The organism is Flavobacterium algicola (assembly GCF_022399565.1).
In the GTDB taxonomy this organism is placed as follows: Bacteria; Bacteroidota; Bacteroidia; order Flavobacteriales; family Flavobacteriaceae; genus Flavobacterium; species Flavobacterium algicola.
On record NZ_JAJTUT010000003.1, the window covers coordinates 145376 to 161024 of the forward strand.

Sequence of the window (15649 nt, forward strand, 5' to 3'; positions counted from 1 at the left end):
ATTAAAATCCAATATTTAATCCTAAAGTAATGGTACGGCTTTGTGGGTACGAACCATCATCAATTCCTACTCTTAATCCACTGTATGAACTAACATCTGGATCGAAACCAGTATATTTTGTCCATGTAATCAAATTTGTAGCATTAAGGTAAATGTCTAGTTTGCTGATTCCAGAGGTAGCAAATAAATCTCTAGGGAAGCTGTAGCTTAGGTTAACACTTTTTAATTTGATGTAAGAACCATCTTCTATCCATCTGTCTTGAATTCTACTATCGCTTTGCATAGGATCATCTCTAACTGGTTTAGGATAATTAGTTACATCACCTTGCTCTCTCCATCTGTCCAATGCATCTGTAGACAAGTTGTTGTATGCTACGATAGAATTTCTTTGGTGATTGATTTCACTGTAAATATCATTACCATAAGCATATTGAAAAAAGACATTTAAGCTAAGTCCTTTGTATGAGAAAGTATTATTGATACCTCCAAAAAAGGAAGGAGTTGCATTTCCGATAACTTGTCTGTCATCTTCGTTAATGATGTTATCACCATTAAGATCATCCCAAATTGGGTCTCCACCTTTAAAAACTTTACCCAAAGCACCATTTGTAATACCGTTTACATTGTCTTCATCGCGAGAGTAAACACCTTTAAATTTGTAACCGTAGAATGTACCGATTGGCAAACCTTCTTTTAAAATATGGTAGCTACCATTTTGAATGTATCCATTTGTCAATAGATCATCGGGTAAATCGGTGATGACATTTTTATTTGAACTTATATTGAAATTGGTATCCCATTTAAATTCTCCAACCATGTTGCGAGTGCTCAAGCCGATTTCGATACCTTTATTCTCAATGCTTCCTATGTTTTGTGTGATGTAATCAAAACCTGTTGTTCTTGGAATTGGCACATTGTATAACAAATCATTAGTACGTTTCAAATACAAGTCAGTTGTAAAAACAACTCTGTTTTTCCATAATGATAAATCCAGACCTGCATTATATTGCGTGGTAGTTTCCCAAGTAAGAGCTGCATTTGGCATTACAGTAGGAGCTGCCCCAGAAAAATCAAGGTAGTTGTTTCCAATTGCAAATTCTCCCTGAGATGTGTAATCTCCAATTGCTTCGTTTCCTGTTTGACCAACACTTAAACGTAATTTTCCATCGTTTACAACACCAACATTTTTGAAAAAACCTTCATCAGAAAATCTCCATCCAACAGATGCTGAAGGGAAGTAACCAAATCTATTGTCTGTTCCAAAACGAGAAGAACCATCAGCTCTAAGGTTAGCTTCAAATAAATATTTACCATCATAATCATAAGACACTCTACCAAAATAAGACAGCATAGAGTGTTCTGAAGCTACATTTACATCTTGATTAGAAATAGTTCCTGCACCATTCAATGTAGTGATATCGTCACTAGAGAAATACATACCATCTAATCCAGTTCTGTCGTATCTCCATTTTTGAAAACTAAATCCAGCTACTGCAGAAAGATTATTTGATTCTCCAATCGTTTTATTAAAAGTAGCATAGGTTTCATTTCCCCAAGTTAAATTGGTAATGGATCTTACTGAACCTGTATTGTAACCTTCTCTATAGTCTAAAGTAGAAGGAATAAACTCATCTTCTTTCATCGAAATTAAATCAAAGTTCAAGTTACTTCTGATTTTTAGATCTTTCGAAATTTTCAATTCGGCATACTCACTACCTATAATTCTGTTAGAGGTATTAAGGTGTGTCGCCAATTCTGCTAATCCGACAGGATTTCTTCGTCCAAATTGATAACCGTTCAAAGAACCATCAGGCAAATACATAGAAAAAATTGGTGGACGCACTAGAAGTTCACGTATCACACTTAAATTATTAGTACCTGCAGCATTGATTCTATTGTTTACACCATTTGTAAAAGAGATACTTTGTCCAAATGATAATTTATCTGAAGCTTCAAAGTCAAGATTCAAACGGGAAGTTACTCTCGTGTAATTTGAATTTAAGATAATACCGTCTTGATCTAAAAAGGAGTTACTCCAAGCGTATTTAACTTTCTCTGAACCACCTCTTACCGAAACTTCGATTTTATGTGATACAGCCATTCTCAATAATTCTTTTTGCCAGTTTACATCGCCATTGTTTTTAGGATTCAAAGAGTCAATAACAATTCCGTTTGGTTCTGTAGGGACATCCATATTTTTATAAGAATCTATAACAGCAGATCTATATTGACTAGCATTAAGAACGCTAAGAGTTCTTGTAATTTCGCTCACGCTCGTATTAACACTTACATCAATTTGAGCTTTCTTATTACTTCCTCTTTTTGTTGTGATCATTACAACTCCATTGGCTGCACGAGAACCGTAAATTGCGGTAGACGCAGCATCTTTTAAAATTTCGATAGATTCAATATCTCCAGGATTAATATCAGCTAGTGGATTTAAACCAAAGTTTTCAGTACCGTTTAATGTCGAAAGGGAATTTGATTCAATAGCAACACCATCAACAACATATAGAGGAGTGTTTCCTGAATTTAATGAGGAGTTACCCCTAACACTAATAGACATTCCTCCTCCAGGAGATCCTGAGTTTGAAGTTACTTGAACCCCAGCAGCTCTACCTTGCAAAGCAGATATTGGATCTTGAGCGTTGGATTGTGAAATATCATCACTATTGATAGATACTATAGATCCCGTTAGGTTTCTTTTCTTTTTAACACCGTAACCAACAATTACCATTTCATCTAGCTCATTGGCAGATGGTTGTAATGTTACGTTAATCGTTTTTTGATTTCCGATTTTTATTTCTTTATCTCCATGACCTAAGTAAGTAAATACTAAAACATCAGTAGGGGAGACATTTGTAATTGTATATGCTCCGTCCATATCAGATGTTACACCTTTAGATGTTCCTTTGACTTTCACATTTACACCAAATAGTGTTTGTCCATCGGATCCATCAGTAATTTTACCAGATACATTAGATTCTTGAGAATATCCCAGAGTTGTAATAAAAGATATAAGTAAAACAGACATAATCTTTTTTGCAGTCGATTTCCTCCTCTTTGCGTACAGAAGGCTTTTTTTAATGAGTTTTTCCATAGATTGAACTTTATTTGATTATTTAGCTTTTCAAAAATATAGATTATAATTTAATTATGCAAACGTTTGCATAAAGTTATTGAGTATATTGTTGAATTAATTTCTGTTAAATCTTTTATTTTCCTTAAAACACCTTATTATATACAGTGTTTTCGGCTAATAGATGGTTTTTATTCATTGTTAAAAATTGTACAAAGCGCAAACGATTGTTGTGAATTTAATGTGAAAGTTTTTTTGAACGTTACTGTTATTAGGGGATGGGACGATTTTGAGTAAACTATTCAATATAAACTAAATGGTGAGATCAGTATTACAACCTTGTTCGATCTGTTCGAAAAATTTAAATCGAAAAAAAATTAACTAAAAAGTGAAGTCGGTAAATATATGAATGTAAGGTATTTACGAGTTGCTACTTCAAAGCAAAAAAAAGAGCTTGAGTAAGTAATTACTCAAGCTCTTCTAAACCTTATCTAAATTTGTGTTTTAAAATTTCCATCTCACAAATGCCTCCATTGCGGCATAATGAGAAAGTCCTAATAATTTGTATAAGTCGGCAGTTTCTTTGTTTCTATCTTCTGCACGTTGCCAGAATTCTCTACTATCTGCACCTTGAAAAACGACACCGTCTTTTTGCGATTGGTGTTTAAAGATTCCTTTACGTTTCTCCAATACTTGATCTGGTCCCATTGGGATTGCCATTTCGATTTCGTCAATTCCCCATTCTTGCCAAGCACCTCTGTATAACCATACCCAGCAGTCGTCCATGAATTTTTTAGATTTCAATTTTAAGACCGCTTCAAATATAGCATCCAAACATACTTTGTGTGTACCGTGCGGATCGGCTAGATCACCAGCAGCAAAAATTTGATGTGGCTGAATTTTCTCGATCAGGTCCATTGTGATTTTTACATCTTCTGGTCCCAATGGTTTTTTCTCAATAGTACCCGTTTCATAAAAAGGTAAATTCATGAAGTGGATCTGAACATCGGGAATACCGATGTAGTGACAAGTAGCTCTTGCTTCTCCTTTTCGAATAATACCCTTAATGTAACGTACCTCTGGGATATCAACTTCGCTATTTTTTTTGTTTTTCAAGAACTTCTCCGCTTTTTTATAGATAGTATCTGCAGCTGTGTTGTCGATACCAAATTTCTCGTTGTAGTCGCATACAAAACTTGCAAAGCGCAATGCCTCATCATCTGCCACGGCAATATTACCCGATGTTTGGTAACCAATATGTACCTCATGCCCTTGCTCGTGCAAACGCTTAAAAGTTCCTCCCATACTAATGATATCATCATCTGGGTGTGGACTAAAAATAAGAACTTTCTTTTTGGCAGGTTCCGCACGCTCAGGTCGATTGCTATCGTCGGCATTGGGTTTACCACCTGGCCATCCTGTAATAGTACTTTGTAATTTATTGAATATGGCAATATTAATGTCATAAGCAGGTCCTGAATCGGCCAATAAATCGCTCATACCGTTCTCGATATAATCGGCATCAGTCAACATTAAAATAGGCTTCTTTAAATAAAGTGCCAATCCCAATACTGCTTTTCTAGTCAATTTATCAGACCAAGTTATTTTCTCTACTAACCAAGGCGTGTTGATACGCGTTAATTTTGAAGCTGCCTCTTTGTCTAATACAAATGTTGCATTGTTGTGCTCTTGCAAGAAAGAAGCAGGAACCAAATTGGTAACCGATCCCTCTACAGAATCTTTGACGATATTTGATTTACCTTCACCCCAAGCCATAAGAATAACTCTTTTGGCTTCCATAATTTTTTTGATTCCCAAAGTAATGGCAGTTCTCGGAGTTGTTTTTAATCCTCCAAAATCGCCACTGGCAGCAACTCTAGTAATATGATCCAAAGCGACCAAACGCGTTTTGGAGTTTTGAAGCGAACCCGATTCATTAAAACCAATATGTCCGTTTCCACCAATTCCCAATACTTGTAAATCGATTCCACCCAAGGCCTCAATCTTTGCCTCATACATAATGCAGTACTCAGAGATGGCATCTTTGGATAAAGTACCGTTCGGAATGTGATAATTTTCAGCAAGGATGTTTACGTGATTAAACAAATGTTCTTTCATAAAACGAACATAGCTGTTGATGGAATCGGGTTCCATTGGGTAGTATTCGTCAAGATTAAAAGAGATTACGTTTTTAAAACTTAATCCTTCCTCTTTGTGTAAACGAACCAGTTCTGCGTAAAGTCCTTTTGGAGAAGAACCCGTTGCTAACCCTAAAATACAAGGTTGTCTTTGATCTTGCTTAACGCGTATTAAATCTGCGATTTCTTTGGCAACCGCTTTTGAGGCGCTAACAGAGTTTTCAAAAACTATCGTCCCTGCGTTTTCAAACCTTTTTTCAAAACTGGTAGATTTGTCTATTGTGCTTTGTAACATAATTTTTTAGTTTTTAATTATATTTTTTTTATTTGTGATTTGTCAATTTTTATGAATTAGGTTTGTCTAATTATAATTTTTTTTGAAGTTCTACCACTGCTACAGAATGAGCAGGGATTTCAACAGTACTAATTGTTTTGTCTTTTATTATGCAATCGTAACTTTTTCCATTTTCAGTTTCATTCTGAATGAACAAGTAAATTTTGTCTCCTTGTTTAACCGAAATTATATTTGTTCTAGAGTGATGCGCTATTCGCACGGATCCTTTTTTGAGGTATTTACTCACCAACATCATCACGCTATAATCTGGATTATAAATTATTTCGTTTGTTTTACGGTTGATGTTGATTAGGGCATTTTGTTTCCAGTCCCAACCACTTTTTCCGGTTTCGTCCAAGATCATATTCCAGTAACAGAAATTTTGACTACCATAATTAATATAGTTCGAAATTTCTCCTAACCTGCTAAAAGCTTCACCAACACTATTTTTTCCACCAAAACAGTTTCCTTCTGTATGCATGATCTGCATCTCAGGGTCAAGTGATGACATTTGTTGTATGTAGGTAGGACTCGTATATTGTATTCCTATTCCTTTCACAGCCTTTTGGTTTTCCTTATTCGCAACAAATTCAATAGCATCAATTTGACTTTGCGTTCTAAAAGTTCCTGCCCAAATTTCGGTATCAATATTGTCTTTATCAAATGCTGCTATAAGGTAGTTTCTAATAAATTTACCCATTTCTTCTGGCGGCATATTGTTGGAAGGATAAATGGTGTTGGCATCATTTTCATTCTGAATTAACAAACGGTCGATAGGAATGCCTACTTTTTTATAAGCTTGAATGTATTTCGAAAAATAAAGTGCATAAGCACTGTACGTTTTCGAATCACTGATTAGTCTGTTTTTTTCAGGCGTGTCATTTCCTTTATCCATTAAACCAGAATACTTCATCCATCCTGGAGGACTCCATGGTGATGCAAATATTTTAAGCGCTGGATTGTGTTTTAAAGCTTGTTTGATATAAGGAATAACCGTTTTTTTTTCTCTATTAATAGAAAAATGCTTCATGTCGTAATCTCCTGGAACTTCAGAATAACTGTAAGCATCTATTCCGAAATCACTAGCGCCAATTGCAGTTCTGCAAAATGAAAATCCACCATCTTTTTCACTGAACAAATTTCTAGAAACCTCTTCTTGTAATTTAGAAGGTAATGACATTAGTGCTGCTCCTCCTAATTCATTAAATGCCCCTCCAATGCCTTCTATAGTTTGAAACTCAATTTCTGGATATAACACTATTTTGGCAAACTTATCTGGTTTTAATTCAGAAGATGCAACATGTTCTTTAATCGGTTTCCCCGAAATAGAAATACCTTCTTTTAATTCGACATAATGAACCCTTGCACTGAACTGAGCATAACTCATACCAGTACATATAAATAATAAACGGAATAAGGACAATTTTGCTCTCATATAAATACCTTTTATTTTATTTAAAATTAATAAAAAAATTTACTTTATGCACTCTTACTTTTAGTCCAACTTTTATATTTGTGTCCCCAAATTGCAAAGAACAAAATGAAGGCGTAGCACGGAATCAAGATCCAGTAACAATGTGTGGCTGCTGTAGCTAGAGCATCTGTCTCATTCATCCCACCAGCCATAAGTTCCAATTTATTGGCATCTACCAATCGTCCGTACAAGGGTGGAATGATCGCTCCACCTGAGATTGCCATAATTAGTAGGGCAGAGGCTATTTTTGTAAATTTACCTAACCCAGCCAATGTAAGAGGCCACACTGCTGGCCAAACCAAAGCATTTGAAATACCCAATGCCGCTACAAATAAAACAGAAGTAAAGCCTGTAGTAAATAATATGCAAGTACTAAATACAATTCCCAGAGAAGCACTTATTTTAAGCGCTGTTCCTTGTTTTAAAAATTTAGGTATTAATGCTACTCCCACGATATAAGTACACACCATAGCAAGTAGTGTTAAGGTAGTAAAGAATTTTGCATCTGCAGCGGGAAAGCCTAACGAAATTCCGTAAGCGATAATCGTATCACCCGCAATCACTTCAACACCTACATAAAAAAACAAGGCGATTACACCAAGCCATAAATGAGGGAACTGAAAAATACTGGTTTTTGCTGTAACACCTTCTTTTACTTCTTCCTCTTCTGGGGCTTCTACATTTGGTAAGGGTGCTTTTCGAATTAAAATAGCAAGTACAATTAACACGAGAGCCATAATCAAGTAAGGCACAAAAACACTATCGGCCATTGTATTCAACAGCATGTCTTTTTCTTCTACAGAAGCCGTTGCCAGTTTCTCCTTGACTTCGTCAATACCAGATAATAACAAAGCACCAAAGATGATAGACCCCAACGCGCCTGCTACTTTGTTTGCAATTCCCATGATAGCGATACGCTTAGCACCACTTTCCATAGGTCCTAAGATTGTTATGTATGGGTTGGAAGCGGTTTGTAACAATGTCATCCCAACTCCTTGAATAAAAATACCAGTCAAAAACAACCAATACGTTCTAGCTTCGGCTGCAGGAATAAATACTAGAGCGCCAATGGCCATGATAAAAAGACCAAGTGACATTCCTTTTTTGTATCCTACTTTGGATAAAATATAAGAAGCAGGAATAGCCATTACGACAAACGAAATATAGGAAGCCGAAGCAACAAGATAAGATTGTGCGTCGGTGAGTTCATTGATTGTTTTCATGAACGGAATCAAGGCTCCGTTAATCCAGGTAACAAACCCAAAAATAAAAAATAGTCCTGCTATGATAAGAATTGGAACCAAATTATTCTTCTGCGATGCTGTATTTTGAGTGTCTGTCATATTGTTCTGCTTTACTACTTTCTATGTTTATGTTTTATTTAAATGAGTCTATGGCAATCTATCTTAAACGACTTATACTATATTTTGAGGGGGTTATTTGTAAAAATTGTTTTACTAAAAATTTGAAATTTTCAAAAAAAGAACTACTAAATTTTACAATAGTAGTTCTGTTTTAATTGTTTATGATAATTAGTAACCAGGGTTTTGGGTTAAACTAGAATTGGCATCAAGTGCTGTTTGTGGTATTGGTAATAAGTAAAACTTGTCATCCCAAACACGATTAAAGAAAGTGCTATTGGCAGCAGTGTATTTTTCGCCAACTAAATCTCCTGGAATAGTAGTGCTTTTTGGAATACCATATACCTGCTTGATTACTTGACTTCCCAATTTGTATCTCCAGATATCAAACCATCTTTGTGGTCCCTCACCAGCAAATTCATATCTTCTTTCTAGTAAAATAGCATCAATCATTTGATTTCCTGTAGTACCTCTTGTCACAGTTGGTAATCCGATAGTTGCATATTTAGGCATTCCTACTCTTTCTCGTACTTGATCAAGGTAAACCAAAGCATCGCTATCATTTCCTCTTCCTGCCAAAGCTTCTGCATACATTAATAAAACTTCTGAGTAACGGAAAACTTTAATATCAGCATCGGCCAAGCCTAAACTAGATAAAGTAAAATCTAAATATTTTTTGAAACTGTATCCAGTAGGGGAAGATGTTGCAGTTAAGTTATCTGTACTTGGTGCGATATTTGGATGAGGCTGGTAAGTATAACTTGTTGTATAGCTTCCTTTGCTAGGCATTACATCTCCAGGTAGCATTACAGATACAGCTAATCTTGGGTCTCTGTTTGCCCATGGATTTAATGGATCATAAGTAGCATCATCTTTTGGAAACTTACCATTAATAGTTTGTACCTCTTCGATAAAATCAGATGAATATCCAGGTCTACTCTGGTTGTTTGAAAACGTAGCAGCGCTTCCTCTCCAAGCTCCTTTTGGTGCAATTTGGTATGGTAATGCATGTGTAAATGTCACAGGTATGTAACTTGTAGCTAATATCGTTTCTGTAGATACAATATCACTTGCAGTTGTAAATTGTGCTTCAAAACCAGAAATACCAGGTGCTAATGAATACATATTACTATCGATGATTGCTTTACAAGCATCTTCTGCACCTTTGTACAATGCAGCCTTATCACTATGCCATCCAAGTGCATTAAGATACGCTCTTGCTTTAAGGGTTAATGCTGCTCCTCTAGTGATTCTACCTGCGTTTGCACTATCATAAGTTAACGGTAACTGATCTGCAATTTCATCAAGTTCACTTATTACAAAGTTAAAAACCTCTAATCTAGGAGTTCTAGCTGGTAAATCACTAGCAGATATGATAGTCGTAACTAGTGGTACATCTCCGTATGCTAATACCATTGTTTCATATGTCATAGCACGTATGAATCGTGCTTCTGCACCAAATCTTTCGCGGTTGCTTTCTGTTGTAAAATCAGCTCCAGGTAATGCTTCCAAAAAGAAGTTCATATCTGCAATTGCTGCATATCGATAATAATTATCTAATACTGCTGATGTGGCTACCCAATTAAAATCAGATGCTTGAGAACCTCCTGAATTATTAATACTTCTATGTACTGCATCATCGGTCCAGAAATAAGGTAAAACGATACCCGCTTCTTCAACACTACCGATTGGTAAAAATGTATACAATTGGTTTAATGCGTATTCCATGTCGTTTTCTGTTTGGAAAACAGATTCAGATGTCAATTCATCCAAATCGACAACATCTAAATAGTCGCTACAAGAAGCAGTAGCAATTAATAAACTTATACAGAAAAATGTTTTTATGTTTTTCATCCTAATTAAAATTTAACATTAATACTTAATGATGTAGTCAAAGGCAATGGGTAACTTACACTACCTGTAGCCATTTCTGGATCCCAACCGTATTTGTATAATGGACTATTTGTCCAAATTACACCAAGGTTTTCTGCAGAAAGTGATAAGCTAAGTCCGTTGATAAATTTAATTTTATCAAGGGTTTTTCTATCAAAGGCATACGATAACGTAACGTTTTGCAATTTCACAAATTCGGCATTTTGAATCAAGTGCGATACACTTGCACTATACGTTTGCAATGCAGATGTCGTAGGCGTTGGGAAAAGTGCATTTTGATTAGTATCACTATAATAATCTAAGTGGTAAGAATAAGCATTTGAACCATTTAGAAATGGTTGGTATGCCTCTGTACCATTTAAGAATATGTTTCTATCTAGTGCTCCATAAAATCTAGCTGTTAATGATAGGTTTTTGTATTCTAATCCTAAATTAAATCCTAGTCTTAAATTAGTGTCGCTATTACTATCAAGTATAACTCTATCATCAGAATTGACAACACCATCACCATTTTGATCTACATATTTAAAACCTCCAATATAAGATCCACCAACAGCGCTTTGACTAATTGTAGTACTATTATCTGCTGTTACATAGTTATCTATGTCTTCTTGTGAGCTAAAGAAACCATCTGTTACATAACCGACTCTATTGTTTAAGCTTTGTCCAACTGCTTGCGATATTGATTCATTACCAGCAAGATCAGTAATTTCGTTATTATAGCTCGTTAGATTTCCAGCCAACCAGTATTTAACATTACCAATGTTGTTTTCATGACCTAAATTAAGTTCCCAACCCCAACTTTTTACAGCATAAGCATTACCAGGTACATTTCCAAAACCGTATTCAGTAGGTGTTACTACATTTGCCAAAATATCGTCTCTTTGATTGATAAAATAATCGGCATTCATTTTAAATTTTCCTCTCCACAAATTCACATCAACTCCCATGTTAAGTACAGTAGACGTTTCCCATTGTAAATCTCTACTTGCAGGTGTTCCCAAGTACAATCTAGGAGCAATTGTTCCTCCTATAGGATACCCTGTTACATCGTAAGTAATTAATTGAGTAACAGCTCTACCAACTCCAGTAGCATCTCCAGATTGTCCGTATGAAGCTCTTAATTTTAATAAGTCTACTACTTTAGATTCCTTCAAGAAATTTTCTTCTCCAATGTTCCAACCAAGACTTAGAGCAGGGAAGGTGTGGTATTGTCTGTCTTCAAGAAAATTTGAACTTCCGTCATTTCTAAAGGTGAAAGAGGCTAGGTATTTTCCTTTGTAGTCGTAATTAATTCTACCAAAATAAGATAGGTAGCGATCATTATCACCTCTAAAAGATCCGTTACCAAGTCCGCCATTGTCAGTTGAATTGGTTTGTCCTAAGTCAAGATCAATAATATTGTCAAAAGTAAAACCGGTTCTACTAGCATAAAAAGATTCTGCTTCTCCTTCTTCTGACTGAAATGCAACCATAGCATCAAAAGAGTGGTTTCCTTTTTTCAACTCATAATTCAAAGATGAAAATGTTTTAAGAGTATATTTCGAATAAGATGTAAGCGTTAACTGTCTTGAATCTTCAGACCCAACAGTATAAGATCTATTAGCAGAATCTGGATTTGTGTACGAATCTGGATCTGCAAAATCTAATGTTACGTAGTCATAAACATTTGTCCAATCTCTTGTATTGTATTTTTGTTTGGTGTATGAAATACGTTCTTCAAATGTTAATCCTTTGGCAAGCTTTGCTTTGGCATATAACTGTAGGTTTAAATAATCATTATCATTTTCTGCAAATGATCCAGAATCTCCATAAGCAACTGCATTTGCTTGTCCAGAGCTTCCTTTGTAAGCCCATAAACCATCAGCTGTTTTTACAGGATAAAAAGGCAATCCTTGTAAATCACTTCCTCCAATTGCTGGCGTAGAGTTGGTCAATTTGTTACTGATTAATGTATTTGTCCCAACGGTTAACCAACTGTTTATATCTGTATCTAATTTAAATCGAAGATTAAGTCTTTTAAATTGATCTGCACCAATAACTAGACCTTCTTGACTCAATGAACTAGCACTTAATAAGTAAGAGGAATTTTCTGAACCACCTGTTATACTAAGACTGTTAGAATATTGTGTTGCCGAATTTTTATAAAGTTCATCTGCCCAGTTTGTATCTGGATAGAAACCACTAGCAGCTAAGTCTAAATTTTCCTGCGTGTATGTACCAGGAGAGGCTACATTTGTAAAATTCATAAGTTGAGATGAATTTAATGTAGTCGGCAAGGTCGAAGGTGTTTGTAAAGAGAAACTTGAATTAAAATTAACAGCTAATTTTGAATTTCTCTTAGTGTCTTTTGTGGTGATCAAAAGAACACCATTGGCCCCACGTGCACCATAAATAGCAACAGCAGAAGCATCTTTTAAAACACTAACTGATTGAACAGTTGAAGGATCCAAATCAGATACTGATCCTTCAAATCCATCTACAATAACCAGAACACCACCGCTACTAAGGGTACTATTACCACGTATAGATAGAGTAGGAGATGACCCAGGCGAACCACTTGAATTAAATCCATTTAAACCTGGTAAAGCTCCTACTAGCGCAGACTGCAAGTTTGTTACAGGACGATCGCTCAGGCCAAGTTCCTTATTTGTAATTTGAGAAACAGAAGATGTTAATTTTTTTGTACTAGTCTTACCGTAACCTACAATAATTACTTCATCTAAATCCTGAGATTGATTTTCGGTTAAAGTAATATTTACAGTAGATTGATTTCCTACTGGAACTTCTTTGGATTTAAATCCAATATAGGATACAATTAAAACTGCATTTGGTTTAGAAACATTGATTGTAAATTTTCCATCAATATCTGTTTGTACGCCATTGGTTGTTCCTTTTTCAATAATATTCGCACCTGGTAAAGTCAACCCTTTTGAGTCTTTAATTACTCCGCTCACTCGTAATTGTTGTACACCAACATAGGCAACAGTGTTTTTGTTCTCAATAATGTCTGTTGGTAAACCAAAGGCATTTGTAAAACATAAGAAAACAAAAGTATTCAATAGCGCTATAGGGAGCCTCTTATCAAATGGTAGTGATGTGGTATTTTGCTTGATTTTCATAAAAATAGTTTTAATAGCTTGTTTGAGTGTATTTCATAATATCTTTAATAATGTAGTCTGCTAAACAGTTATCAGCTTGTTTTATAGTTTTCATTTATAATCTGTACTTTTTATAGTTAATAATTTTTCAATTGTAGTGCTTGTTATCTTTTTTTAGTTATTCGAAAAATAAATTAAGAAACGAAATTTCTATTGGCAATAATAGCAATAAACCTTATTGTTTCTTTGGCGAAAATTTCACTTCTATTTAACGCAATTTTAAATTTAAAATAAACTTAAAGATTTTATATGCAAAATTGTCAAGATTTTCGACTAATAACGGCTACTGTTCGATAAAGAATAATAAAATACTGAGTTTGTATGATTATTTTGAGTATAATTAAATTCTATCTTTATTTTTGGTATAAAGAATGTTGAACTATATTATAGCATCTACTGATGCTGGAAGCTACGCTATTTTGACAGTTTGGAATAAAAAAAAATGAGTCCGATACGAGATCGGACTCATTTTTGTAAATAGGTTTGTTAATTTTTTACCAACCAGGATTTTGTGTAAGATTGGTATTAAGTATTAATTCTGTTGATGGGATTGCTAATAAATAATCTCTGTCTGGATTAAAGTCAAAACCTCCTGGGTAACTTTTTTGATAGGGGTCAAGGTAATTATCGGTATCTTTATTTTGACCAGTCGTCCAACCCGTTTCGTAATAAGCTCCTTTTACATTTTGGCCTATAAGTAGACTATGTGCCGCCCAACGCATAAGATCATCAAGCCTAAAGCCTTCATTCATTAACTCTACAGTACGCTCTCTTCTTATTTCTTGAAGTATAGGAGTAAGAGTATAGCCGTATTGTGGCCAGTTAACATCGTTAGTGATACTTGCCAAGTTCATGCTTGGCATTCCTACTCTAGCTCTTAATTTATTGATCGAAATATCTAAATCTGATTGGGTGATAGTACCTAATTCGGCTTTTGCTTCAGCATAAATAAGTAAAGCTTCAGCATATCGCATGATTATTTTTGATACATCTCTAGACTGTGAGCCGGTTGTAACATCAACTTGCGGTCTTCTGTATTTTTGAGATTCATAACCACCTACACTGGCATATGTCCCTGTAATTGTTGGCTTTACAAAATAGGTTATGGTACCGTTTGCTGCAATGGTAACGATATCACCAGGAACCATCACAGTAGCTGCTAGTCGAGGATCACGATTAGTTTCTATCTTAGTAAGTGATAAGTCTCCTTGGTATAAAGGGCTTGTTGAAATAGGCTGACCATCTGTACATAGGTAACTGCGCATTGCAAACCGTGTATACGAACTTGCATTTGGCCAAGAAAGTTGAAGCGCATTACCAAAACTACTTCCTAAACCAAGAAAATCATATTGTCTCCAAAGGATAATCTCTGTGTTGGTGGCTAATGTTGTTTGATTAAATAAATCACCATAACTAGCACTTAAACTTCTCGTGTTTCCGGCAATTAAAGCGCTACTAGCATCAGCAGCCTGTTGTAAGTATGTAGTACCTGTTGATCCAGTAACTCCAAATGCCGTCCCTGCATGGTATTTTTCCCAAGTACCTTCATAAAGTGCAACTGTAGCTTTAAGCAATTGAGCTGCTTCCTTATTGATACGAGGTGTAGTAAGCGCTGATTTTGCCTTTAGTAAAGAGATGGCTAAATCAAGATCGGCAAGAATAAAATCTGCTACTTCATTTCTTGGATCCCTAGCCTTGTACAATTCATCTGTATCCAAGCTACCAAAGTATTCCTTGTAGATTGGTAAGTCACCGTATTTTTGCAGAAGATCAAAATAATAGTAAGCTCTAAAGAAATAGGCTTCACCCGTATACTGATTAATATCTGTTTGAGTACCTGTTACTTTTGAAACGTTTGAGATGAAATAATTGGCTTTTCGAACTTTTGTCCACCCCCAAAGAGCGGTCGTTGCTACAGTAGGAATACTCCCCGTACCATACAATCTTCCTCCTCCTGTTGTTCCCATAGACAGATCGGTACCATTATCAGGTGAAGGTGAGCTTCCAACACTTACTCCTTGCCAACCTGGTAAATCTTGGTAAAAAGCGGTCGCATACAATTCTAAGTCGCCGGTTGTTAGCCAGAATTCCGGTTCAGAGATTTCATCCAGAGGTGCTCTTTCAAGAAAATCATCGTTGCAAGATCCAAACAAGAAAGGGGAGAATATTGCTATTAAATAAATTACTTTTTTCATGATTCTTATTTTAT

General features: G+C 35.4%; 7 protein-coding genes. All 7 read right to left on the reverse strand.

From position 1 onward, the window contains the following. Position 1: 1 nt before the first annotated feature. The 7 genes from LXH21_RS11615 to LXH21_RS11645 all read right to left on the reverse strand — a co-directional run bounded on the left by LXH21_RS11615 (position 2) and on the right by LXH21_RS11645 (position 15635). Complete coding sequence (locus tag LXH21_RS11615; RefSeq protein ID WP_239866008.1) at positions 2 to 3034, reverse strand: SusC/RagA family TonB-linked outer membrane protein; 3033 nt, start codon at positions 3032 to 3034, stop codon at positions 2 to 4. A 549-nt stretch (positions 3035 to 3583) separates the two neighbouring features. Next, positions 3584 to 5512 (reverse strand): glucosamine-6-phosphate deaminase, encoded by a 1929-nt coding sequence (gene nagB, locus LXH21_RS11620; RefSeq protein ID WP_239866010.1) that lies wholly within the window; start codon positions 5510 to 5512, stop codon positions 3584 to 3586. A gap of 70 nt (positions 5513 to 5582) precedes the next feature. Further along, complete coding sequence (locus LXH21_RS11625) at positions 5583 to 6986, reverse strand: glycoside hydrolase family 30 protein (RefSeq protein ID WP_239866012.1); 1404 nt, start codon at positions 6984 to 6986, stop codon at positions 5583 to 5585. 44 nt (positions 6987 to 7030) lie between these two features. Continuing rightward, on the reverse strand, positions 7031 to 8368 hold the full coding sequence (locus LXH21_RS11630; protein ID WP_239866014.1) for a sugar MFS transporter: 1338 nt from the start codon (positions 8366 to 8368) through the stop codon (positions 7031 to 7033). 189 nt (positions 8369 to 8557) lie between these two features. Then, on the reverse strand, positions 8558 to 10240 hold the full coding sequence (locus LXH21_RS11635) for a RagB/SusD family nutrient uptake outer membrane protein (RefSeq protein WP_239866016.1): 1683 nt from the start codon (positions 10238 to 10240) through the stop codon (positions 8558 to 8560). Positions 10241 to 10245: 5 nt separating this feature from the next. Further along, the gene (locus LXH21_RS11640; RefSeq protein ID WP_239866028.1) at positions 10246 to 13401 is read right to left on the reverse strand and encodes a SusC/RagA family TonB-linked outer membrane protein; all 3156 of its coding nucleotides are present in this window, start codon (positions 13399 to 13401) and stop codon (positions 10246 to 10248) included. 533 nt (positions 13402 to 13934) lie between these two features. Next, positions 13935 to 15635 carry a RagB/SusD family nutrient uptake outer membrane protein gene (locus tag LXH21_RS11645; protein ID WP_239866030.1) on the reverse strand — a complete coding sequence of 567 codons (1701 nt, stop codon included), beginning with the start codon at positions 15633 to 15635 and terminating at the stop codon, positions 13935 to 13937. Positions 15636 to 15649 lie beyond the last annotated feature (14 nt).